This is a genomic window from Clostridium sp. LIBA-8553 (assembly GCF_057782465.1).
This window is the reverse complement of the sequence record NZ_CM173489.1, coordinates 988,010-1,013,647: the sequence shown is the minus strand read 5'-3', so window position 1 is coordinate 1,013,647 and position 25,638 is coordinate 988,010. Positions and strand designations below refer to the sequence as shown.

The following is a 25,638-nucleotide window of genomic DNA, read 5'->3' as shown; positions in this document are numbered from 1 at the left end:
AAATCACATATTTATTTTTCTTTCATAAACCTTACAATGTTGTAAGATTTCCTTAGAAGAAAATATTTAATAAATAATAGAAGTTCAAATGAAAAAATCATTGTAATATTCGAGATATTATAAAAACTACATAAAAAGAAATAACTCTACTTAAACCTTATAAGTAGAGTTATTAATTAACTTAATTTCTTTTATATAATTTACGAAATTATCTTTTAATATCTATATCTATTATATCCACCAAATGAAGTATTATCTTTATCGAACCAAGAATCTAAAAGTTCAAACCAGTTACCAACTTTATTTATTTCTGAATCTAATCCATCTTTACACCATGCTAGTTTTCCATATCCACTTCTTAATCTATAAGCATTAGTGTCTAAAGGATTGTACCATCTTTGAATAGCCCAATGTGGTATTGCTTGTCCTGAATATTGATCATAATAATTTCTATTACCATCAGGAAGGAAAATACTTATCCCATTTTTACCTTCTTTGAAATTTTTAAACTCTTTTCCTCCAAATGAGTATAAAATTAATTGGTCAACATTTTTCATAACATTCTTTGATAATTTTTTAGTTGTTTCATCAAATTCATTACTTAAGCTAATTTTTTCACATAAATCATATAAATCAAAATATGGATATTCAATCCATTCATATTCATCATATGCCTTAAAATAATGCATAGTTGGTGCATTTTTCCCTGTACCTCTTAAACTTTCAATAGAATCCTTTTTATTATTTTTGCTTAAATTTCTAGCTAAAGCATCAACTGATTTTTTAACTTTTTCAATTTTTGAAAGATCGTAGCAACTTAGCTGTTGACTAGTTACTCCATAGCTATTTACAGAATCACGCTGCTCTTCTACAAATAAGGCACCAAGTTCATTATTTGTAACAAGTGATGGATCAAATATTTTTTCTTTACCTCCTAATGTGGAATCAACTTCTCCATTTTCACCTTTAGTAGATTTTAAACGTGAAAATATTTTGTCATAAGGATATCCATTCCCCCAAACAACTGGAGATGATGCAACAAGTGTTTTTGCTTCAAAACTTCCATTATTAGGTCTATATTGATAAGCTACCTCTGAAGTTCCCATTAAACAAGCATCAAATACTAAAACATCAACACATTCATCTTTAGTAAGTACATCTGAAATTTCTCCAGTATAAAGACAATCTTTATTATTACTATCATCCCAACATATAGATTTGTTTACTGAACTAGTTCTCTCTTCATCTTTAGCTCCACCACCATGATTAGACATTATTAACATATACTTATCTGCTTTGTAATTATTTTTACAAAATTTAACGAATTTTTTCAAAGTATTTGCATCTCCCATGTTAGCTTCATAATTACTTTCAGTAGTTATCTCTTGGAATTCACTTTTCCCACTAATTCTTTCGGCAGAATTTTCACCTATTTTATACAATCTTGTATCTTCAAAATTAGAACCTAACACTGATGAATCATTAGAATAGCCAGGAATTCTATCAACTAATACTATAATATTTAGATTAGGATTATTTTTATAACCCTCTTTCATTTCTTCAATATCATTAAGTATGTACTCTTCTAGGTTATTATCACAATCAGCATATACCATAACCGTTAGTTTTTTATTACTTTCATTTTTTTCAACATTTTTAATTTCTTCTGATACAGTTTTATGTTTTCGTTTTGGAGCAGCACTTACTGTTGAAGCTCCTCCTAGTAGAACACTACCAATGGTAATAGTAGCCATCAATAATGATAACTTTTTCTTAAACATATACATCCCCCTCTAAAATTAACATTAATTTAATACTAATTTAATATTAATTTAATATTTTAATTTTTCAATACAATTTGCATAACTGGTCAAAATTTATACATAACTGGTTATAATAATCTATTATTTAAGTTTATAAATATACAAAAAGTATTTAATTTTTGGGGAATATAATGAGTAGCTATTAGTTCATATAACAATTCCAATTCTTTCATTCCTTAATATTAAAAATTATAAAATTGCAATTTTTTACATTTTATTTACACTTATGATATAATCAACCAAATAGGAGGTTGATTACATGTATTACTTTAAAGAATTTACTTACACTTCAAGTAGTTTTCTTATCTTATTAATTATTTATTTAATAAGAGTTTATCCTTCTTATGCCATGGCTAAGAAGGCCAATTTAAAAGATCCCTTGGATGATGCTTATACCAATCCTCGGTGAATTACAAATGTTTCACCTAGCTGGTATGTCTTATTGGTATTTTATTCTTACATTTATACCAATTTTAAATATTATTATTACTATACTTGTACTTTATAAAATTTTTAAAAATTTTGGATTCGGATTACTTTCTACAATCATAGGAATAATATTTTCACTTATAGCATTCTGGTATATAGTCCTATCTGATAGAAAATTTGTAGGATCCATACCTTGGGAATATCAAAATGAATTAGTAGGGTAAATTGCCCTGCTTTTTTTATTCAACTTTAACACCTCTACTATAAATTCTGTAGAACATTCTATCTATTAACACACAATATAACTATCATTTTTCTCCACAAAAACCTCATGAACGCTATTTTTAGTTAATAGATGATGGAGCCTTGTTTAATCTTCCAGTAACTTTATTTTAGGTTTATCAAAAAAACTTATTTGATTATTTATCATATATTTCACTTCTCTTAATTTCTAAATTTAGAAAAAAAATACCGCATATCCAATATAGAATAATACGGTATAAATAATTCTTTATTTATTAAAGTTCTTATCTATTTTATCTATAACAGTATATGTACAAAAAATAATAGTTGATATTGTAGCCAGTCCTACAACCATTATTGCTGCATCTTTACCATTAAGTATGCTTCCTAAAACAAAAAGAAATGCAAATATTATAACTATTGCTAATCCAATTGACTTAAAAATCATCTTAAACAATTCCCAATCCCCCATTTATACATATCATATTTTGTAAATTATATCATTATAATCCATATATTTCAATAACCTTAATTAGTTATCTAATTGGCTATTATGGCATCTCCTATTGGGAAAATTATGCTAACTTCTGTTCCCTCATTTTCTTTTGAAGTTATTTTTAGACCTAAGCCTAACTTATCACAAAGATTTTTGCATAGGTATAATCCCATACCTGTAGATTTAGTAAATCTTCTTCCATTTTCTCCAGTAAAGCCTTTTTCAAAAACTCTACCTAAATCTTTATTAGGTATTCCAACACCACTATCTTTTATTTTAAGAGTTATACTGTTTTTAGATTTCTTTGCAAATATTTTAACTCTACTATTTTTGGAACTATATTTTATTGCGTTATTTATAACTTGATTTATTATAAATTCAACCCATTTTTCATCACTATAAACATTGTAATCTAAATCTTCTAAGTCTATAGCTATTCTTTTATTTATGAAATCCCTAGAATTTTTCTTAATTACATTTCTTACACTTTTCCCTAAGGAAAATTCTTTTACAATATAATCTTTGCTAACATCTGTACTTCTAGCATAATATAAAGCTTGATCTATATATTCTTCAATTTTCTTTATTTCCTTTTTAATATTTTCACTAGACTTACTCTCATTATTTTCTAAAATAAGCCTAGTAGAAGCTATTGGAGTTTTTATCTCATGAACCCATGTTTCCACATACTCTCTATAATCTTTTTGCTCAAGTCTATATTTTTTAACATTCTCATGCATATCTTTGTCAGTTTCTTTTAAAACCTCATATAAAAATTTACCATGATAGAAATTTGGTTCTTCTATTACCTCAGGTAGTAAATACTTTTTGTCTAAATTATCTAAAATACCACTTATGTTATCATAAAATTTTTTACTCTTGTAAAAATCTAAAATTATATATGTAAAAAGAGGAATAAACCAAAAACATCCTATTAAAAATATTATTCCTGAACCGACATTACCTATGAACAATAAAACTGCTATGGTAGCAAAAATTATAAAGTTTACAATTAAAAAGAATATTTTATCCTCAAAATAATCCCTTAGTTTCATGGCATAATATACCCTAATCCCCTTCTAGTTTCTATAGCCCCTTTTACTCCAACCTCTTCTAATTTTTTTCTAAGTCTAGTTACATTTACTGAAAGTGTGTTATCATCCACAAAAATATCTGAGTTCCACATATAATCCATAAGATCTTCCCTTGAAACAACATTTCCTTTGTTTTTTAAAAGATGTGATAATATCTTAAGTTCATTTTTAGTTAACTCTTCTTCTTTTCCTCTGCAAGAAATTGTTCCATTAGATAAGTTAAGCTTTAAATCTCCATATGTTAAAACTTCTTGCTCAGCCAAAGAATATGTTCTTCTAAGTAATGACGCTATTCTAGCTAATAAAATTTGAGTATTATAAGGTTTTGTTATAAAGTCATCTGCTCCTAAATTCATACTCATAATCTCATCCATATCACTATCTCTACTTGTAACTATTATTATAGGTACATTAGAATCTTTTCTTATTTCTCTACAAATATGATATCCATCAAAATAAGGTAAATTTATATCTAGTAGTATTAAATCTGCATTATTTTCTTTAACATATTCTAATATATTTTCAAAATCTGTTGGAGCTAAAACTTCATATCCATATCTAGTAAGAAGTTTTGTAAGTTCTTCTCGTATTGTATCTGTATCTTCAATTATAAGAATCTTCTTCATTTAACTCATCCTTCCACTTTATTTATAAACTTAGAATATCATAAAAAGTTCAAATTTTAAAACACAGTATTTCTAGAAATACTGTCTTTCTTTATGTTATTTAAACTTTTTCTTTATTTTCATTATTATTTGTAATTTTATATTTTTTAATATAAATTCTGTTTACATTATAAAAAAAACTGTATCAGAGTATATTAACAAACAATTACTTTGATACAGTCTAATTTGAATAATAAAATCTATTTTTCATCACAGAAAATATATTTCTTATAAACTCTAAATCTATAAATTAAACAAGATATACTTCCTTTTAAGATATTTGATATTGCTATACTCCACCATACTCCATTTATACCTAAAAACTTAACTAAAAATAAAGCCATAGGTATTCTTAGCATTGTAAATACTATACTTATAGTTGATGGTATTTTAGGAAGTCCTAATCCTGAGAACACTCCATTTGATATCATTTCAAAACTACTAAATATTTGAACTATACCCAGAACTCTTAAATAACTGCTTCCGATTATGATTGTAGCCTCATCCTTAACAAATAATCTAACTAAAGTTCCAGGAATGCATATAAATAAAGCTGAAACAATTATTGAATATATCGCTCCTAAAAATAAAGCCTTCTTATATCCTTCATTAACTCTATTAAGTTTCTTTGCTCCATAATTTTGACCTGTAAAGCCTGCTATGGCTCCATTCAATCCTCCAACAACCATGAAACTTACTGATTCTATTTGTAATCCTATTTTCTGAGCTGCTATAGCATCAGCACCAAAACTAGCTATTATCCTAGCTAGAATTATATTTACTAAGGTAAAAAGTACCCTTTGAGAGGCCATAGGAAATCCTAATCTAGCTATTTCTCTTATTTTTTCATAGTTTATTTTCTTTTTTAAATCTATTTTAAATATTCCTTTTCCATGATACATATACATGAAAAACATAAGCATATTTGCTAATAATGTTGCAACTGCTGCACCAAAGACACCCATTTTAAATATATATATTAAAATCGGATCCAATACCATATTTAGAATTATTCCAATAGCACTTATTTTTAAAGCTAATTTATTATTACCAAAGCTAGCTAATATTCTTGTGAAAAGATAATTAAAAAAGCTAAAGAATAATACTGGAGCACTTACAGCCAAGTATATATATGAGTCTCTCTCTACTATTGAATCATTTAAATTTAAAAAACCTATAAATCCCTTTCCAAATATAACTAATATTAAAGCATATATTATACCTATAACAAAGTTCATAATAAGACCGTTTCTTATATAATCCTCTGTTTCTATTTCATTTTTTCTTCCTACTTCATGAGAAACTTTTATTCCAGTCCCAGTCACTACTAAAGCATTTATAGAATATCCAAGTCCTAAAAAGAAGCTTGAAGAGCCAATACTGGCTACAGCACCACTTCCTAAGCCTCCAACCCAAAACATATCTATAATACCATATGCAAACTGAAGAAATGAACTTCCCATAATTGGAAGAGCTAAGGTGGTAAGTACACTTAACACCTTTCCCTTAGTTAAATCTACTTTCTTCATATTCATCTCCTAATAAATCTATTAAGCTTTTTATAATCATAAAATCTATAAATATGTTCCGAGAATCAGCTGTATTTCACTAAGAATTTATAGAAATCATTCCAATAAATTTACTAAAGCTTCGAAACTCCCTTCGGTCAAACAGTCTCAGCTTCTTAACATAAATTTCTTTCCATGATTACTTAAATTCTAAAGCTCATACAGATGTTCTCTTCACATACTTTATAGATTTTTTATGAACCCAAAAGCTTAATACTTATTTTCATAAATAACTCTTTATTAAAGTTGTCCATTTTTTATTCTATATACTAACTCTTCAACTTTTTCTTTTATTTTATTTCTTGTATATATAAAATCATCATCACTTTTACCAGTTGGATCCTCTAACCCCCAGTCTTCTCTATATTTGCAAGGTAAAGTTGGACACTGAACATTGCATCCCATAGTTATAACTATGTCTACTTCTGGAATTTCACCTAATAATTTAGGTCTTTGAGTTAACTCCATATCAATTCCTATTTCTTTCATTATTCTAACTGCATCTTGATTTATCTTATCTCTTTCTTCTGTTCCAGCAGAATAACTTTCAAAAACATTTAATCCAATTATCTTTCCAAAGGCCTCTGCCATTTGAGATCTACACGAATTATGCACACATACAAATGCTACTTTTTTCATAATAATAATACTCCTTAATCTTCTTCTCCTATTAAATATAAATACTTAAAAACATTGTTAATTCCAAATCTTCATTATATTATCCCACATCATTTTTCCATATCTGAATAGGTTATTACATCCATAAAGAATAGTATTGCTCTATTGGCATTGTTTAAATTAAGACTATAATGGTTCCACGTTCCTTCTTTTCTAGATTTAACTAACCCACACTCACTTAAAATCTTCATATGATGAGATAATGTTGATTGAGAAATATTAAAACATTTAAGTATTTCACAAGCACACTTTTCTCCATCTGATAATAAATTTAATATTATTAATCTATTTGAATCTCCTAAAGCTTTGAAGACTCTTGAATTCTTTTCAAATCTATCTTCCATAACTATACACATCCTAACACAAAGTAATCCTTTATTCATTATATTTACAAACATCGATATATGTCAATATAATTTATTAATATATGTTATATCGTAACGTAATATACTAATAATACATCTACATTTATAGATATATAACCAAACAAATTTATATTAATATTGTTCAATTCAATTAAACATATAGTCACTTTTTATTTTAAGGCTCTGTTTTAAACTAGTGTTCATTTTAGATAGAACCGTAATACTATCTTAATGAGCAATTTAGAGTTTGATTATCTATGGAAAAATAATAGCGTTAAGAGGCTTTTTTTGTTTGAGCGATAGCGAGTTTAAAAGCCTTAGCTATTATTTTGGAATAGATAATAGAAACTCTTTGCGAAATTAAGTAAGTCTGAGGGGCTAGCTAAAATCAACACTCAATTAAAACAGAGCCTTTATTTTAATATAATAAAAAGGATGCTAATTAGCATCCTTTACTTAATTCACTTTTAAGCACTTTTTATATGATTCATTTAATATTTCATTAACAAACTCTTTTTTCATATAAGGCAACTTTACTTCCTCAACTATTTCACTATAGTAATCTATAATAATTTTTCCTACTCCTAAGTTTGATTGTATAGGATTATCTTTGAAACTCACAGCTTGTATATCTCTTGCCTTTAATATGTGTATAGTTCTAAAGAATCCACCAGTAACTGCCCGTACCTTATTGTCTTTAACTTTTAAATTTGTATTTATCCCTTTTAAAATAGTAGAAGGTATTACTATTAATAAAAGTAAATTTATTAACATTACCCATGGTGTTTTAAAAATTAATAAAGCAATGACTGATGTAAAAAGAATACCTAATACTGGCTTAATTATCATGGTTATTCTACCATGTTTTATTCCTTCTCCATCACCTTCTACTTTCCACTGTGGTATAAGTTCTTCAATTAAATTTTGTACTTCTTCTAAATCTCCTAATGGATATAATAAAACACGATCTTTTCCCTCTCCAGAATACCCTTTTAAAGTTAAATTCACTTCATACTTTTTAATAAGCTGTCTAATTGGATTAGATTTTATCTTTATCATTTTAATATTATCTTCTTTAAATGAAAATTCTTTAGTACTTAGTAACCCATACTTTATTTTTATGTTCTCACCACTTTTAGAAATAGTAAAATTATAATATTTTATAAAATAATATATTGTTGCTATAAGTTTAAGTCCTAATAATATTCCAACTAAACTTATAAATACAACTACTATGATTCCAACAGATAAAGTATATTGCTCTACTCTTGAGAAAAAACTATCTAAAAAATTAATAGTCACTATCTTTTCTAAATAGTCTATTCCATTAAAAATAAATATTAATGCTACAAATAAATTAAAGCTAGTAAAACCAAAAAGTATTAGCTTTTTATTTTCAAACTTTCTTTCGTATTGTTTTTCAGATGTAGTATCATTACAATTACTATTTTCTATAATCTCTTTTTTATTTAATACTAAACTCGCCTCAGAAATTTCTAATTTCTCATCATAAATTTCACCATCTCCTGAAAAAGCAAAGTTCTTTAAAATTTCTATTTCTTTATCAGAAAACATAAACTTAATTTCTTCTAATCCTACATTCTTAGCTGAACTTTCTATTTTAAGCACCTTATAACCTAAAATTTTTTCTATTAGATTTTGAGATATATCCATTGACTTTAAATTTTTTCTAGGTATTATTAGAGTCTTCTTTGATAATATGCCTTTATGATATTTCGCTTCATCATTTGATATAACTAAAAAAGTTTTATTCCACTCAATTATCATAAAAACTAAATCTAGTAAGATAACAATGCCAATAAGATACCAGGCCTTATTTTTAGAAAATGCTATTGTTACTAAACAAAAAACTAAAATATTTATTATTGATTTAGGCAAGCTATAAATCAAACTTTTCCAATTATTTTTTATTTTTATTTCTCTATTATGTAAAGGATTTTCATAATTATTAGATTGATTTATTTTTTTACTACTCAACTCTTCACTCATAATTAACCCTTAAGTTCCTCCCTTACATTTTCATTTATCTTTTTACTTAAAAACTCTCTAATCTTTTCCACTTCATCTTTATCGATATTAGGAATATCATAACTTCCACCAGCTGTTCCTATCTTAACAGTAGCTAAATTAAAATAACTATTAATTGGTCCCTCACTTAAATTTATATTTTGTATTCTAACAATAGGAATTGTTACACTCTTCCTAAAGTATATCCCCTCTGTGAAGAATATCTCATCTTCACTTATTTTATAACTCCATTGCTTATACTCAAAAAATGGCTCAATAAATGCACTTACAGCAGTTAATAATATTACTATTAAACTTACTATATTTATTGGTGTTCTAAATTTATTTATAAACCAATTAAATCCCTGAAGATTAAACTTAGGCAAAATAACCATTGCTACTATATATATAATTAATAATATTATTAGAGCAATACTTCTAGATATTACCCAAGATTTAATTGCTTTATTACTAAGCTTTCTATTCATTAACATCCCCCTTTTTAAATTTATTTGTATTTATTTTTATGACAACTTATTAAAAAAGTTTAAATTTTATAAAATTTGTTAACTTTTCCTTAAAATATCATATAGAATTTACTTAGTCAATTTTAACCCTTAAAAATTAAGATAAGCTTAAGAAAGAAATCTAATTATTAATCTAAATAAAAAGACTGTATCTATATAATAGACTAACTTTTATAAAATTAGTTCTATATCTTAGATACAATCTTAACCACTAAATTTCTATATATTTAAGGTTTTATTTAAATATAATATTGAGCCTGTGCACTATACATAATCTCATATTCATTACCTTTATCTTTTACAAGCTCATCATGTGTACCATATTGAATAAGTCTTCCTTTATGGAACACTGCAATCTTATCACAGAACTTACAGCTAGATAATCTATGTGAAATATATATTGTAGTTTTCTTTCCTATAAGTTCATTAAACTTACTATATATCTCATGCTCGGCTTTTGGATCTAAGGCTGCTGTTGGCTCATCAAGTATTACTATTGGTGCATCCTTGTAAATAGCTCTAGCTATGGCTAATTTCTGTGCTTGTCCTCCTGAAAACTCTATACCACCTTCATCAAAGTTTTTGTATATAGGGGTATATATCCCCTTAGGTAGTTTCTCTAAATCTTTTTCAAATCCACCTTTTCTTAAAACCTCTTCTATATCCTCGTCCTTAACATTTTCAACATTATCTAAAGCTATATTTTCTTTAATTGAAAATGACAAAAGCTTAAAGTCTTGGAATACCACAGATAAAAGTTTCATATATTCATCATAATCATATTCCCTTATATTCACTCCATTTAGTAGAATTTCTCCCTCTGTTGGATCATAAAGCCTTGCTAAAAGTTTTATAAAAGTTGTTTTGCCTGCTCCATTTAATCCAACTACTGAAAGCTTTTCACCTTCTTTTATATTAATTGAAACATTTTTCAAAGTGAATTCTTTACTTCTTGGATATTTAAATGAAACATTCTTAAATTCTATATTTGCCTCTTCTAAATTTTCAATATGCTTACCATTCTTAACTTGTTTTGATTCTACACCCTCAAACTCCATATAAGCTTGAAGGTATCTACACATTTGTCTTATTGTCACATAGTTTTTAAAAAGATTAGAGATTGATGTGCTAAAGTTTATAGCTGCATTTGTATACATTGCAAAATCACCAATACCTATGCTTTTATTTAAAACTCTGTAAGTTATATACCCATAAACTACAAGCATTTGTAATTGTACAACTACCTGGTTAAATCCATCAAAAAGGCCTAATTTATTAAACATTTTGAACCAAATACTCATACTATTTTTATTAAAATTATCTATCTTATTAACTAAAAGCGGTGCTATATTATAAAGTCTTACATCCTTTGCTGCTCCAAAATCATTTACCGTATTTGCATAATACCCATACTCCCTATTTAGTGGAATTAACATATCATAAAACTTATGCTGTAATCTTTGAGATTTTTTATAAACAAAAGTGTTTAAAAGAACTATTCCAACTATAATTACTATAATAATCCAGTCTAAAGTTAGGATTAATCCTATTAAAGCTATAATTTTAATCACTTCAGTCAATATACTTGATAAAGTAAATATAAGTTGCCATATTGCCCCTTGATTTCTTATTGGAAATAATGCTCTTTCTTTCAAATTAAGCATTTCTGGATCTTCTATATTTTCAAAATCCATATCCATAACCTTTTTTCCTATTAGCAAATCAAAACCTGCAACTATTTCCTCATTTTTAAAGGCACATTTATTTTCTAAGATTCTATTTATGGCATTTAATATTCCATTACCTATTACTGTTGCCAATACTAATAAAAGAAGTACTTTTATTCTCTTAGCTCCTAGCAATTCATCTATAATATACTTTGGCATTATTATATTTAAGAAAGGAACTGCAGCAGCAAAAAATGATGAAAAGAACAATGTAGGCAAATAAGTTTTTGACATACCATGTGCTGTTTTTAAGAAATATTTTATTATATATAAATCACTAGTGTACTTTTCCTTCTTATTCATTATGATAAAGCCTCACTTTCTTCTTTATAATATTGAGACTGTATGTTAAACATCTCACTATACTTTCCATTTTTACTTAAAAGTTCATCATGTGTTCCATATTCAACAACCTCTCCATTTTCAAAGAAAGCTATAACATCGCAGAATTTTGTACTTGCTAACCTATGTGATATATAAATTGCTGTTTTCTCTCCTATTAACTCATCAAAACCCTTATAGATATTATATTCTGCTACAGCATCTAAGGCTGATGTTGGCTCGTCCAAAATTACTATTTTCCCATTCTTATATAAAGCTCTTGCTAAGGCTAACTTTTGATTTTCTCCTCCTGATAGTTCTACTCCCTCTTCATCTAATATTTTTAAAAGTGATGTATCTATACCCTTTTCAAGTGAATTTATTTTTTCTCCAACTCCTGCTTTATTTATACATTTTAAAACCTTATTCCTATCAGTATCTTTCGCCTCTTTTAAAGATACGTTCTCTAAAACACTAAAAGCAAATGTCTTGATTTCTTGAAATACTACAGATAAAATCTTAAAATATTCTTCCTTTGAAAAATTCTTTATATTAACCCCATTTATTAATATTTCCCCACTTGTTGGCTCATAAAGTCTACATAAAAGCTTAACAAAAGTTGTTTTCCCAGCTCCATTAATTCCAACAATAGCAAGTCTTTGTCCTTTTTTTATTTTTAAAGAAAGATTTTTATAAATATATCTCTCTGTTCTTGGATACTTAAATGATACATTTTTAAATTCTATCTCATAAGAATCATCTTGTGGAATTTCTATTGGATTCTCTACCTCATCACTATCCTTCATTTCTAAAAATTCTCTCATATCATCTAAATACATACTTTGAACCTTGATATTAGCAATATCCTCTAATATACCTTTCATCCAGTCACCAAATCCACTGATTGTTGAAAAATACATTGTGAAATCTCCAATAGTCATAGCAGCAAACAATACATTATATATCAAATAACCATAAACAACAGCTTCCCTTACTAAAAGAAGCCCAACATCTGCTAACTTAGCTTTTATTTCTTTTTTTCTTAAAGCTTTAGAAATATCCAGTCTTGCCCCTCTAAACTTTTTAAACTTATTAACTAAAATATTCTTTAAATTATATATTCTTATATCTTTTCCATATGAAAAATCATACATGGTATCAAAAGCATAAAAACTTCTTCTATCTTTATCAGCTGCATCATCTTTTAAACTATACTCATATTTTTTAACATTGAATGTTAAGAAGTAACTTATTAAAACGTTTAACATTAAAAATAATAAAATCCATGGACTTAGGAAGAATAATATTGAAATATATCCAATAAAAGCTGTAAGCTTACCACAAAGCCCTAACAGTAAGTGATATATACCTTCTACCCCTGTATTGTTGCTATTGACTGCATTATATACACTCTCTATTTTATTTAAAACTTCTGGATCTTCAGTATTCTTAAAATCCATACGCATTTCTTTTTCACTTATTTTTGAAATATAACCCATTCTTAGCTCAACAATTCTTGGAAAATAGGCATTTCTAAGCCAAGAAACTATAAAATTAGCTATTGAGGATAATACAAAAAAACTAGCTAGAATTATTAAGATAACTTCTATTCTCTGTTGACCCATAAGTTCATCAATCAAAAATTTAGGCAAAAATATCCCTAAAAAAGTAACTGCTGGCGCTAAAATAGTGTAAATAGCGCACTGCAAAAACACTATTTTATCCTGTTGCCAAGCATATCCTAAAACATACTTTAAATTACTTATAAGAGTACCCTTTTTCTTATGACCACTCATAAATTCTCCCCCTTCAAATACCTTTTTATTCCAAATTATCTATATATATTTTATCATTCTTTCTTGATTTTTCTATAAAATACTATGGTTTATTAAAATTTTTAACTTTTTCTATAATTTTTACAATAAATTTAATTAATCAAACTATACTTTTTAACCATATCCTTTACTCTATCTAGATTTATTTTTTGTATTACCACAGCTATTTCATCTAGGTTTATCTCTTTTCCCTCATTGACTAAATAATAAAAACAAACCCCTAACTTTCTTTTTATTATTAAAGTCATTTCATCTTCAATTCTTCCATACTCTCTTTTTAGGGCAAGAACAATATTTTTTGCTTCATCTCCATTAATAAGACCACTCAATATTAAGTCCTTATATATTAATAAAGTAAACAAAGTAACTTCATTGTAATTTTCTTCTCTTCCCGCAAAAGCATCAAACATGTTTAAAATGGTCTCTGAAACAATGTTACGTTCTACTATATACTCTCGTCTTAGATAAATATTTTTAATCTCATTAGAGAACTTCTCTGCCAATTCATCTAGGGAGGCATCATCTTTAAGTTCTATTATGGTATTTACTCTTTCTATGATCTTCTCCCTTGGGAAAAATGTCTCTTGTCCAGTAGAAACACTCTTTTTTATAAACCATTCCTCTGGAATTAGATTTTTTCTCTTCCATCTATATAACTGTCCATATGATATTCCCATTAAAGCTAATAAATCTTTTTTTGAAATTAATTCTTCATGCATACCTTATCACCTACTGTGCTTTTTTCATCTGTTATTTTTAATTCACCAGTATATTCTACTTTCTCTATTTCACATCCCTTTCCTATAGTAATATCATGTCCTCTAAGAATTTTACATTTTGTATTTTCTAAGGATATTTTGTCTCCTTCAATAATATCACATGTTAAGAATCCATCTGAATTAATAGCAAATTTAAAAAACATAAATCTTTTCCTATATTCAGCTTTCACTGTGATTTCTTCTCCTCCAATTTCTTTTATATATGACTCTCCTTCTGGGAGTATTGTTATTTTATCAGCGGCCAAAAGATTTTCCATATATATATTTCCAATACTATAAAAATCTTCTCCTTCACATTCCCCATCAATTTTGCATCCACCTCTTATTATCATCTTTTCAAAGGTTACATTACCACGAATTGAACATCCTCCATTTAAAATTATTTCTTTCCCCTTTAAATCTTGCTTAAACATTCCTGATCCATTTACTTTTAATGTTTCTGTTGATGTTACATTGCCATCGCATACCACACTACCTGAACACTTAATTTCTTTTGTAATTATATCTCCTTTAACATCTGCGCTTCCACTTGTTTTCACTGCATTAGCCTTTATATTTCCTAAAATTTGGCCAGAGCCTGATACCTTAACATTATTATATTCTCCTGGCGAAATTGTTCCTGAACCTGCTATTTTAACATCATATAAGGTTTCTTTATTTTCCATAAAACTACTATCTCCTTTTATAAGAACTATTTTATCTACTTAAAAATTATATTTCATTCAACTAAATTAAAATTTTTTCTTTAACACAACTTCCCTCAGCTACACTCAATTCTCCTGAGTATTCAATCTTCTCTATTTTGCAATTTCTGCCTATAGTTATATTATTTCCTCTAACAACCTTCGCAGTGGTATTTTCAATCTCTATATTATCTCCTTCTATAAGATTACAAATCAATTCATTTTTTTGTTTATAATTAAATATAAAAATTTTAAAGCAATTTTCCTCTCCAGCTTTAATTTTTATATTTTCTCCCCCTATTTCATTAACATTAGATCTACCTAATAGTTTTATATCAATTTCATCGGCAGATAATAATCCTTCAATATTTATTTTTCCTTCACCATAAATTTTTCTTCCTTCACAATCATTCTTGCATTTTAACCATCCTGAAAGCTCGATCAAATCAAAGTTTATTCCTTCTAAACATTTTAAAGTACCTGATATATTCACTTTATTTGCAGTAATATTTTTTAAGACTTTAAAACTTCCTGATGAGTTAATTGACTCAATAACTTTAGCCTCACCTAAAACTTTAAACATTCCAGAAATGTCTATAGAGTTAGCTTCTATATTAGCTAAACTGTCTCCCTTTCCTGATACTCCAACATTATTAGCTTTTATATCACCCCAAATTTTAACCATTCCTGATATGTTGATATTGTTATATTCACCTCCAGCAATTTTCCCCATTCCTGAAATATCTATATTATTAAGCATTGTTTCATCACCCTTCTTTCAATATAACATTGTTACGTTATATCCCAAAATAATAACAGTTTATACTAATTTAAAATTAGATTTAAAACCAACAAACGAAACATTGTTACGTTAAACTTTAAAAAAATATAAATCTATTTATATTTTTAGTATATACGAAATACCATGTTTTGTAAACAAATTCTTTTAGATTTATTATTTTTATTTTCAGTCTATTTCTAAAAAATATTAAGTTACCTATATCTATGACTTTATATTTTAAACATGTTATATAAAAAAATACGAAGCTATAGTTATTAACTATAACTTCATATTAAAAATTATCTGAAAAGCTCTATTACTTCATGAACTCTTGTGTAGCATAGTATGTATTTCCAATTTTATAAACTCCAACTCCCATAGAAGTAAAGTTTGAAGATAATATGTTAGCTCTGTGACCTGATGAATTCATCCAGTTTGTCATAAACTGATTAGCTATGTTCGCGTCGCCTGAGTATCCACTTAAGTATGCTATATTTTCTCCCCATGCATTATAAGAAACTCCATCAGCTTTCATTTTAGCTGTTATTAATTGTCCATTTGGATCTTCATGAGAAAAATACTTTTTAACTCCCATATCTTCTGATTTAATACGAGCATATTTTTGCATTGTATTATTATAACTTAAAGGCGCTACCCCTGCTTTAGCTCTTTCTTCATTAACCTTGTTGAATATCATTTGTTCAATTTGAGCTACGTAAGCACTCTCGTTACTTGATTGATCTGCTGGCTTCTCAGCTGGTTTTTCTGCTGGCTTATTTTCAGGTTTTTCTGCAGGTTTGTTAACTGGTTTATCTGCAGGTTTTTCTACTGGTTTATCAGCTGGTTTATTTGCTGGTTTTTCTGTTGGATTGTTAACAATTAGATTCTCAGCAGGCTTGTCATTAGCTGGTTTTTCTGCTGGTGCTTCAACTGAATCATTTTTATTTGAATTACCAGTTTCTGAACAACTATTTCCTTTATTTAAAGTCCCATTATTAAAACATGGAATTTTAAATCCAAAAATTGAAAATTTATTATCATTTATTTCTTTACTATTGTCACAAGTTTGATCCTTGCAATTTGTTCCATTGTTATTGGCACAATCATTATTATTTTCACACGCTTGATCCTTAGATCCATTACATTCTGCGTTTGCTTCATCACATTGTGAAGAATTGTTTATATTATCATTTTTTTCACTATTAGCTTGTCCTTCTTCTTTATTAGCTTGTCCTTGATCTTTACAGAATGTTTTAGCTACAGATTCACACACTTTTGTAAAAGGATTGCTACTCTCAGTAGTTGCCTTAGTGTTTTCAACAGAAGCTTGTCCATCTTCTACTTTTTTGTTAGTCTCAGTTAAAACATTATTACTAGTTTCTAAGCTTTTAGGATTTGTTGTACTTATAGTATTAGCGTATGCCATTCCAGCACTACCAGCAACTACTCCTAAAGATACTATTACAGAAATTAATTTTTTATTCATGTTTTTCCCCCCAATTATCTTTTGTTTTTCCTAAGAAAACTAACTCTAATTCTTATAAGCCTTCATATACATAGATATTATTGAAAGCTCTAATTATATCTTAAGTAAAGTATAATTTAAGAATTACTTAGCTATTAAATAAAAAAGTGTTATATCTTAACTACTAATATGTATAAGTCATTTGGCTCTTACATTTTTCTGTAAACTTAAGATCAACACTTTTTTTCTAACTTAGGAATCAATTGATATCAAAGTCTTTTATCTAGACTTTAACTGAATTATATATGACTATTAATCTAATATCCACTTTTTCACCTATGTTTTACCAATATTGTTTTTGGGTATACAGTAAAAATGATTCTATACTATTAAATTATTCATATTAATCCTATTTTTATAGTATAAAGTATATAAAATCTCTATGATATTTTTTCATATATTAGCTAATAATATTATTGGATCCTCTTATTTCTTTTTTTAAAAATTATATTTTCGACAGATGTCGTCCTTTCAAAGTCACGTAAAAATGGGTTATATCATTATTAGTTACATGAAATTATAGAAATCATAATAAGATCCTCTATAATGACTTTTAAAATTAATATGATATAACCCCTTTTGTTTAAATATTTAATTTTCTAATTTATAAATTTTATATTAAGGCTATAGACTTTCTAAAATACTTTAGAATAAATACTACTTTACTTAATTTCTATAGTAACTTCTTCTTCAAAATACATACTCTTAACCTTTATTTTGCAAAGTCCAGCTTCTCCATGAGTTCTTACCCAAAAGGCTGTCGCTCCACCAGAAATTCCAAATTTACTTGGCCCCATTATGCTTAAAGGTCCATCTATTTCAACTTCAATAAAATCATTATTTAAGAAAAGAACCTCTCCTAAATTATCTAAGAGTTTAACAACAATCCTTGTAGCATCATAACTTGACTTATCTGAAGAAAGTTCTAAGTCGTCTGGTATAACTTGAAGTTTATCCATACTTCTCAACTCACCAATTTCCTTTGAAGCAACCTCTTGATTATTTATGAAACCTTTTATAGTTAAAGCATTTTCTTTATCCCCCCAGCCTCCAGCTAATTTATAAACTAAAGACATGATTTTAAATACTGGCACATTAACTTTTTCACTGAATTCTTCTATATATTTATAATCCTCTTCGGCTAAATTTGTTAAATTGGAATTTTTTAATTTATTTAACACAAACTCCTTAATTTCAACTTTTTCAGCCTCACTAAGAGGTATTTCTAAATCCATAGCAAGAATATGTGAAACCTCTACTGGTGGATGTGGTAAATTAGGAAACTTTTCTTTATTAGGATAATAAGTATCAATATATATTCCATCTTTAAATAGCTTTATATAATCACAGTTTGTAAGAATGGTAAATGGAAGTATTGCACCACCATCTCTTTCCCCTTTAGCTCCTAAAGTAATAGGTTCTAAAACAACTCCAGCCTCTGCTTCCTTTTGGCTAGCATATGAATAAGCTGCATACTTAGGATTTCTAAACATATCAGAAACTCCATGGTAGCAAATTTTATCTCCTGATCCAAATGAGCTATGTGTATTATAGTCAAAGGCACACCATCCTATTGCTCCACTTATTTCATCTAATCCAAAAGATTCATTAATAACTCTTAAATGTCTATATGCATGTTCAACTTTTTTACATTCTTGATCAAAACTTTTAGTTGGATACATATGTCCATTATACTCAGTTACTAAATAAGGAACTTTCTTTCCTTGTCCTGTTACTTCATCTTGAGTTCTTAATACTTTTTCTCCACCACTGTGTATAAAATCATTCATAGTATAGACATCTTCTAAAAAATCACTATTTTCTAAGTATCTAACCCCACCAGTTTGTCTAATCGGATCTAAACTTCTTGCCATGGCATTAGTCTTCATATAAAACTCATGATTGTCTTGAGATTCATTTATTCTAACTCCCCATAAAACTATAGAAGGTCTATTATAATCTCTCTTTATCATTTCTTCTACATTTTTAATTGATTCAGCTTGCCATGCCTCATCACCTATGTGTTGCCATCCTGGTATCTCTTCGAAAACCAATAAACCAATTTCATCGCATTTTCTTAAAAAATGTCTTGATTGTGGATAATGAGATGTCCTAACTATATTAAGTCCTAATTCATTTTTTAAAATCTCAGCATCTCTTTCTTGAACTCTTTCTGGCATAGCATATCCTACATATGGATAAGCTTGATGACGATTTAATCCAACAAGTTTTATTCTTCTTCCATTTAAATAAAATCCATCTGGTCTAAATTCGGCTTCTCTAAAGCCAAAAGTATCGCTATATTCATCTATAACTTCTGACCCTTTTAATAATTTAACTTTTATTTCATAAAGCTTAGGATTTTCTATATCCCATAATTCAACCATATTTAATTCATCTATTTCTATCTTTTTAATATTTGTTCCTTTTTCAATTGGTAAGCTTGTACTTAAAGTTTCTTCAAAAGCTTCGTCTCCAAATTCTACTACTATTTCTATATCATTTCTATAGTTGACAAAGTTATTTATTTCTATATCAACTTCTAATTTCTTTTCTTCCTTTAAACAATCATATGCTCTTGCATATAAGTTATTAATAAATGTAGGTTCAACTATTCTTAATGAAACTTCTCTGTATATTCCTCCATAAGTTAAGTAATCAACAACATATCCATGTGGAGGTATATCCGGTCTTTCTCTTGAATCAACTATAACTTTTAATATATTATCCTCATTTATTTTTAGGGCATCTGTAATATCTACTGAAAAATTAGTGTAACCACCCTTATGTCCACCAACATGAATTCCATTTAAATAAATCTCTGCATCTATCATAACACCTTCAAAGTCTATAAATGCCTTTTTACCTTTAATACTCTCATCAAAATTTAAAATTTTAACATAAGTAGAAATAAATTGATATGTCTTTTCGTCAAAATAGTTATATGGTAATTCTATATTTGTATGAGGTAAATCTACTCTTTCAAAATTACTAAAATCAAACTCATTTTTTAAATACCCCTCTTTGTAATCCTTTGCATAAAACCATTGATTATTGATATGAATTATTTCTCTCATAAATTCCCCTCCTAATTTTGCAACTAATTCTGCACAAACTCAAAGTAAATTATTACCATATATATTATACACGTTTTCTCTATGAACTTTCTTTTAACAATTGAAGTTTCTAACAAATAATTTAATTTTGTCTAAGATAAAAACACTTTAAACTTAACAATATAAATAAAATTCATTATTAATGCTTAAAGTGTTCTAATTTGCATTTATAATTTTTTAATTAATGTTATTTTACCCCTTGATAAGGCTAAAACCCCTTCATTTTCTAACTTCTTAAGTTTTCTACTAACAACTTCTCTTGAAGATCCTATTTCTTTTGCAATCTCATTATGAGTAATATAAATATTACTTGTACCTTTTTCTTTTAAAAATTTAGTAAGTCTAGTATCTATTGGCTCATGAATAATATTTTCGTTTTTGTCTATTATTCCTCTAAATTTTCTATATAAATCTTTATATAACGCTTGAAAAAACTCTAAATTATTAAATAAATATGTTCTTAAAACTTCTGATGGTACTATAAACATTTCTGAATCTTGAATAGCATATCCTTCTATGTTAAGAGGGAGACAATGCATAAAGCATCCAAGAGCTTCATGACATAATTCACCTTTTTTTATAGTGTATAAATTAGTCTCATTCCCTTCTTCGTTTATTCTTTGAATTTTTATCTCTCCTCTAATTACTAAAGGAAAACCAGCACAGCTTTTTTCTTCGCTTGATTTAATGAATTCTCCACTTTTAAGTTCTATTAATATTATTTTTTCTTCAAAAGCACCATTGCTTTTTTCATTTATATCTTTTAATAATGGATATATATCATAGAGTAAGTCTAATTTTCTACTTATATCCTTGCTCATATTTAAAACTCACCTCTTCTCTTATATTCATATCTATTCTTTTTAATATTTTTAAAATAAACATTATTTCTATATATTCAATTTATAAATTTCCAAATAGTTAATTATCAGATAAGCTTTTCACAACATTTTCTCACAGTAAAACTCTATATTTATAGTAGCAAATAAGATTATAAAATAAAACAATCTCCTTTTATAACTTAATTAAATATAATAATTGTATATAGCAACTATTATAGGAGATATTATATGAGTCACGATTATATTTTAGGTGAAGAAAAAATTTTTACTGCCTTAATGAAATTAAGTATTCCAGCAACCCTTGCTATGCTTGTTAATGCTATATATAACATTGTTGATACAATCTTTGTAGGTCGTGAAATTGGTGCCTTAGGAATTGCAGGTGTATCCATATATCTTCCCTTACAAATGATTATGATGTCACTAGCATCATTAATTGGTATTGGTACGGCTTCAATTTTCTCAAGAAAAATTGGACAACATGACTTAGAGGGAGCTAATAAAGCTTTTGGTAATCTAATTTTATTAGTATATTCCTTTTCAATATTTACATTAGTATTTGGATTTATATTTTTGGAGGAGCTTGTAAAATTTCTTGGTGCTAGTAATGAGGTTTTACCTTATGCAATGGATTATGCTAAATCAATACTTCCTGGGGTTTTATTTTTTCCAATGTGTGTAGCAGCTAATAATATAACAAGAGCTGAAGGAAGTGCCAAGGATGCTATGTGCTGTATGAGTATTGGAATGGTGGCAAACATAATTCTAGACTATTTGTTCATATGCAAATTTAATATGGGGATAGTTGGTGCTGGTTTAGCAACATCAATTTCCAAATCACTAAGCTTTTCATACCTAGTTTATTACTTCGTGAATAAATCCTCTGTAAAAATTAAATTTGAGTATATAAAATTTGATTTTTCAATATTTAAGGAAATTATTGAAATAGGTTCCTCTGCTTTCATAACTCAAGTATCTATTAGTCTAGTTACATTACTACTAAATCATTCCTTAGTTAAATATGGTGGAAATCTTGCCCTATCTATATATGGAATAGTATACAAACTTACCTTGTTTATACAAATGCCTTTATCTGGACTGGTTCAAGGAATGCAGCCTATTGTTGGTTTTAATACTGGAGCTAAAAACACGACTAGGGTTAAGAGTACATTTAAATTAACATTAATAATATCAACTTGTATTGCTACAATTTTCACCTTAATAATATTAATAAAATCTGATATATTCATGCAATTATTCACAACAGATGCTACTCTAATAACTGAAGGAAGTAAGGTATTAAAAAGTAATATAATTATGTATCCAGTACTAGGTATATATCTAACATCTATTGGTTTCTATCAATCAACAGGAAGAGGAAAAGAATCATTAATTTTATCTTTGCTAAGACAATTTATTTTCTTTATTCCACTTTCAATAATACTACCATTACTATTTAACCTTGGTATATGGGGTATATGGATAGCCTTCCCTATTTCAGACTTCCTAGCATTCATATGCACATTAATAATTGCTAAAATAAGCCTTAATAAAAAGCTATGTAATCAATGAAGAATAATATAATGAATTATCTAAAAGCTTTAAAAGGGAGTATATCAAACTTATATACTCCCCATAGAATTATTTGTATTGTCAATATTAACTTATAATATGTAATTAGCTTACTGTCTTTGCTATATTCTCTAACTTTTCATTTAATTCTTTAATTTTCATATTAACTCTTACTTCTTCATTTTTTAATTTTTCTGCTATTCTTTTTATTTCGCCTTCAAGCTCAAAAATTTCATATAATGAACCTTTGGTATCTTCTTTATCTGAAAAATCATAAAACATACAATTAAAGAAATTATCAAAAATATAAACAATTCCACTAATATCCTTATCTTCTAAAGACATTGCTTTTCTAACAGCTTCTAATTCTTTATTTAACATCTCAACTGAATAACTTAATCGTTCCATAGTAGATTTTGCAAAGTCTATTTTTTCACTCTTTTCTATAGGATTTATTACTCCTGCTCCTATAATAGTGTATGACTCCCAATTTTCAGCACTATCTAAAGCACTTTTTATTTCATCAGCTATCATAAGAGCATTTTCTCCTTCATTTAAAGCTTCTAAAACCAAAACTTTTTCATTTAAAAGAGAACTAATTTCCTTTTCATATTTAATTATCTCATCTTTAACCTCTAAATTACTTCTCTTTAACATGTCTATTTTTTGTAATATGAGAGCTTCATATTGATCATCTTCTACTTGTAGCTCTCTTAACTTTTTCTTTTCTTCTTCTAAATCATTATTTAAATTTTTAATATCTGACTTTAAATTATCATATTTTAATTTAGCATCTAGATATTCTTTTTCTTCTTTATTTAATTTTTCATTTTTATTTCTCATTATGCTTGCAATTAAATTTGAAAAAGAAAATGATTTTAACCTTTCTACATCTTTTTCTTCCTTAATTAAGTTTTTTTCTAAAGATTCCAACTCTTCCTCTTTATTGTTTAAAGTTTCTATTATTGAAGAAATTTTATTTTCCAAAGCTTCTCTAAGCACCTTATTGTTTCTATACTTTTTGATTTTTTCATCTATTTCTTTAATCATTTGCATATCTTTTCTATTACTAACATTTTTAAAAAATCATAAATTATAAGTTTTTAAAATTATTAGTAACTTCTCCTCCTCATCAAAATTTAATTATTTCTTATTAAACTGAATATAGCATACCCCTAATCTATTGTAAATATATGTATTACTTTATTGGGAAATGTGAAATTTATAGTTTAATCTAAAGTAATACATATATTTTATTTCTAATTAATTTTGTTCAATAATTTTTTCTAATTTATCATTTAAAGTATTAATTTTTGCATTTATAATATTTTCTTTTTCTTCTAATCTATTTATTAACTTTATCATCTTATTCTGAAAGTCTTCAATCTTATATAAAGAATCTTTTATTTCTCCCTGAACAGAAAAATCAGTAAATATATTATCAAAGAAAATATCAAGGGTATATGAAAGTCCACTTATATTTAAACTTTCATTAAATACTGAAACATCAACATCACCTAATTCTTTGTTAAGTCTTTCAACAGCATAACTAAGTCTTTCCATATAAGTTTTAGCATCATCAATTCTACTATGTTTAATGGAAGAAGAAATCATTCCGCCTGCAATTATGTCATATGTTCCCCAACTATGAGCACTATCTAAAGAGTCTTTAACTTCTTTACTAATCATTAAACAATTATTAGCCTCTCTTAAAGCCTCTGAAATTTCAGTTTTGCTGCTTAATAATTCTTTTATTTCATTTTCAATATTAATTATCTCATCTCTTATGTTTAAATTTAATTTTTTAATTAATTCCCTTTTCTCACTTATAAGATTTTTATATCTTCCTTCAATATTAATTAAATAACCTAATCTCTCATTAGTACTTTCTATATCATGTCTTAAATTCTCAACATTAGACTTAAAGCTATCATATTTAATCTTTGCCTCTAAATATTCTTTTTCTTCTTTCTCTAATTTTTCATCTTTATTTCTTAATAAACTAGCCATTAAATTTGAAAATGAAAGTGTCTTAAGCTTTTGAACATCCTTTAATTCCTTTTTCAAACTTTTTTCAAGTTCCAATAGTTCCTTTTCTTTATTATCTAAATCCTCATTAAGAATTAAACTCTTCTTTTCAAGAGTTTCTTTTAAAGCTATATTTTCACGACACTCTTTTATTTTTTTATTTAAATCTTTAAGCATAACCACTCTGCTACCTATATTTATTGAAATATTTTAATAACAATACAAATTTAAAGTAGCATTCTATCCCCCTTTTTCCCAAAATTATTAAAACTATTATAAAATTTTAAAGTAATTATTATTAATTAATATACTAAATTTACTATCTTTATACTCTATAGTTATCTAAACCTATAATAAAGATGTAAACTTATAAATTATGCAATTACTTTAAATTATAAGCTCCTAATATTATTAAATTAAACCCTTCTTAAAGTAATGTAATATTCATAGCTTTTATACCAATTAGGAATTTTATTTTCAAAATACTCATAATCTTTAAAAGCATTTAATGCT

Annotated in this window: 21 protein-coding genes; 2 read left to right on the top strand and 19 right to left on the bottom strand. The window is 26.8% G+C overall.

Annotated features, from left to right (window positions below; genetic code table 11):
• Window positions 1-215 precede the first annotated feature (215 nt).
• Window positions 216-1,781 (bottom strand): clostripain, encoded by a 1,566-nt coding sequence (gene cloSI / locus AC2JAQ_RS04315; protein WP_488458077.1) that lies wholly within the window; start codon window positions 1,779-1,781, stop codon window positions 216-218.
• A 458-nt stretch (window positions 1,782-2,239) separates the two neighbouring features.
• On the opposite strand from cloSI, the gene AC2JAQ_RS04310 reads away from it, so the two are divergent.
• Window positions 2,240-2,476: a DUF5684 domain-containing protein gene (locus tag AC2JAQ_RS04310; protein ID WP_488458076.1), complete on the top strand. Its 237-nt coding sequence runs from the start codon at window positions 2,240-2,242 to the stop codon at window positions 2,474-2,476.
• Between the two features lie 287 nt (window positions 2,477-2,763).
• Here the strand turns inward: AC2JAQ_RS04310 and AC2JAQ_RS04305 are convergent, their stop codons facing one another.
• The 16 genes from AC2JAQ_RS04305 to AC2JAQ_RS04230 all read right to left on the bottom strand — a co-directional run bounded on the left by AC2JAQ_RS04305 (window position 2,764) and on the right by AC2JAQ_RS04230 (window position 21,504).
• Complete coding sequence (locus tag AC2JAQ_RS04305; protein ID WP_488458075.1) at window positions 2,764-2,952, bottom strand: hypothetical protein; 189 nt, start codon at window positions 2,950-2,952, stop codon at window positions 2,764-2,766.
• Window positions 2,953-3,035: 83 nt separating this feature from the next.
• The gene (locus AC2JAQ_RS04300; RefSeq protein WP_283679017.1) at window positions 3,036-4,046 is read right to left on the bottom strand and encodes a sensor histidine kinase; all 1,011 of its coding nucleotides are present in this window, start codon (window positions 4,044-4,046) and stop codon (window positions 3,036-3,038) included.
• Window positions 4,043-4,711 carry a response regulator transcription factor gene (locus tag AC2JAQ_RS04295; RefSeq protein WP_488458074.1) on the bottom strand — a complete coding sequence of 223 codons (669 nt, stop codon included), beginning with the start codon at window positions 4,709-4,711 and terminating at the stop codon, window positions 4,043-4,045. Before AC2JAQ_RS04295 ends, AC2JAQ_RS04300 begins: the two co-directional genes overlap by 4 nt.
• Window positions 4,712-4,950: 239 nt before the next feature.
• Window positions 4,951-6,279 carry an MATE family efflux transporter gene (locus AC2JAQ_RS04290; RefSeq protein ID WP_488458073.1) on the bottom strand — a complete coding sequence of 443 codons (1,329 nt, stop codon included), beginning with the start codon at window positions 6,277-6,279 and terminating at the stop codon, window positions 4,951-4,953.
• A gap of 279 nt (window positions 6,280-6,558) precedes the next feature.
• Window positions 6,559-6,957 carry an arsenate reductase ArsC gene (locus AC2JAQ_RS04285; RefSeq protein WP_488458072.1) on the bottom strand — a complete coding sequence of 133 codons (399 nt, stop codon included), beginning with the start codon at window positions 6,955-6,957 and terminating at the stop codon, window positions 6,559-6,561.
• An 89-nt stretch (window positions 6,958-7,046) separates the two neighbouring features.
• Window positions 7,047-7,340, bottom strand: a complete 294-nt coding sequence (locus AC2JAQ_RS04280) for an ArsR/SmtB family transcription factor (protein WP_488458071.1) — start codon at window positions 7,338-7,340, stop codon at window positions 7,047-7,049.
• A gap of 477 nt (window positions 7,341-7,817) precedes the next feature.
• Window positions 7,818-9,371, bottom strand: coding sequence for a PH domain-containing protein (locus AC2JAQ_RS04275; RefSeq protein WP_488458070.1), 1,554 nt, complete (start codon window positions 9,369-9,371; stop codon window positions 7,818-7,820).
• A 2-nt stretch (window positions 9,372-9,373) separates the two neighbouring features.
• The gene (locus AC2JAQ_RS04270) at window positions 9,374-9,877 is read right to left on the bottom strand and encodes a PH domain-containing protein (protein ID WP_488458069.1); all 504 of its coding nucleotides are present in this window, start codon (window positions 9,875-9,877) and stop codon (window positions 9,374-9,376) included.
• A 278-nt stretch (window positions 9,878-10,155) separates the two neighbouring features.
• A complete protein-coding gene (locus AC2JAQ_RS04265; RefSeq protein WP_488458068.1) occupies window positions 10,156-11,946 on the bottom strand; it encodes an ABC transporter ATP-binding protein in 1,791 nt (596 codons plus the stop codon).
• Window positions 11,946-13,760, bottom strand: a complete 1,815-nt coding sequence (locus AC2JAQ_RS04260; protein WP_488458067.1) for an ABC transporter ATP-binding protein — start codon at window positions 13,758-13,760, stop codon at window positions 11,946-11,948. Before AC2JAQ_RS04260 ends, AC2JAQ_RS04265 begins: the two co-directional genes overlap by 1 nt.
• A gap of 131 nt (window positions 13,761-13,891) precedes the next feature.
• On the bottom strand, window positions 13,892-14,518 hold the full coding sequence (locus tag AC2JAQ_RS04255) for a DUF4004 family protein (protein WP_488458066.1): 627 nt from the start codon (window positions 14,516-14,518) through the stop codon (window positions 13,892-13,894).
• Complete coding sequence (locus tag AC2JAQ_RS04250) at window positions 14,503-15,243, bottom strand: polymer-forming cytoskeletal protein (protein WP_488458065.1); 741 nt, start codon at window positions 15,241-15,243, stop codon at window positions 14,503-14,505. Before AC2JAQ_RS04250 ends, AC2JAQ_RS04255 begins: the two co-directional genes overlap by 16 nt.
• 61 nt (window positions 15,244-15,304) lie before the next feature.
• Window positions 15,305-16,021, bottom strand: a complete 717-nt coding sequence (locus tag AC2JAQ_RS04245; RefSeq protein WP_488458064.1) for a polymer-forming cytoskeletal protein — start codon at window positions 16,019-16,021, stop codon at window positions 15,305-15,307.
• A gap of 337 nt (window positions 16,022-16,358) precedes the next feature.
• Complete coding sequence (locus AC2JAQ_RS04240; protein WP_488458063.1) at window positions 16,359-17,528, bottom strand: CAP domain-containing protein; 1,170 nt, start codon at window positions 17,526-17,528, stop codon at window positions 16,359-16,361.
• A 701-nt stretch (window positions 17,529-18,229) separates the two neighbouring features.
• On the bottom strand, window positions 18,230-20,644 hold the full coding sequence (locus AC2JAQ_RS04235) for a glycoside hydrolase family 2 protein (protein ID WP_488458062.1): 2,415 nt from the start codon (window positions 20,642-20,644) through the stop codon (window positions 18,230-18,232).
• 206 nt (window positions 20,645-20,850) lie between these two features.
• Window positions 20,851-21,504 (bottom strand): Crp/Fnr family transcriptional regulator, encoded by a 654-nt coding sequence (locus tag AC2JAQ_RS04230; protein ID WP_488458061.1) that lies wholly within the window; start codon window positions 21,502-21,504, stop codon window positions 20,851-20,853.
• 249 nt (window positions 21,505-21,753) lie between these two features.
• Here AC2JAQ_RS04230 and AC2JAQ_RS04225 point away from each other — a divergent pair, with 249 nt between their 5' ends.
• Window positions 21,754-23,097: an MATE family efflux transporter gene (locus AC2JAQ_RS04225; protein ID WP_488458060.1), complete on the top strand. Its 1,344-nt coding sequence runs from the start codon at window positions 21,754-21,756 to the stop codon at window positions 23,095-23,097.
• 105 nt (window positions 23,098-23,202) lie between these two features.
• Here AC2JAQ_RS04225 and AC2JAQ_RS04220 read toward each other — a convergent pair whose 3' ends face one another.
• Together AC2JAQ_RS04220 and AC2JAQ_RS04215 are read right to left on the bottom strand one after the other, a co-directional pair.
• A complete protein-coding gene (locus tag AC2JAQ_RS04220) occupies window positions 23,203-24,147 on the bottom strand; it encodes a hypothetical protein (RefSeq protein WP_488458059.1) in 945 nt (314 codons plus the stop codon).
• 213 nt (window positions 24,148-24,360) lie between these two features.
• The gene (locus AC2JAQ_RS04215) at window positions 24,361-25,302 is read right to left on the bottom strand and encodes a hypothetical protein (protein ID WP_488458058.1); all 942 of its coding nucleotides are present in this window, start codon (window positions 25,300-25,302) and stop codon (window positions 24,361-24,363) included.
• Window positions 25,303-25,638 lie beyond the last annotated feature (336 nt).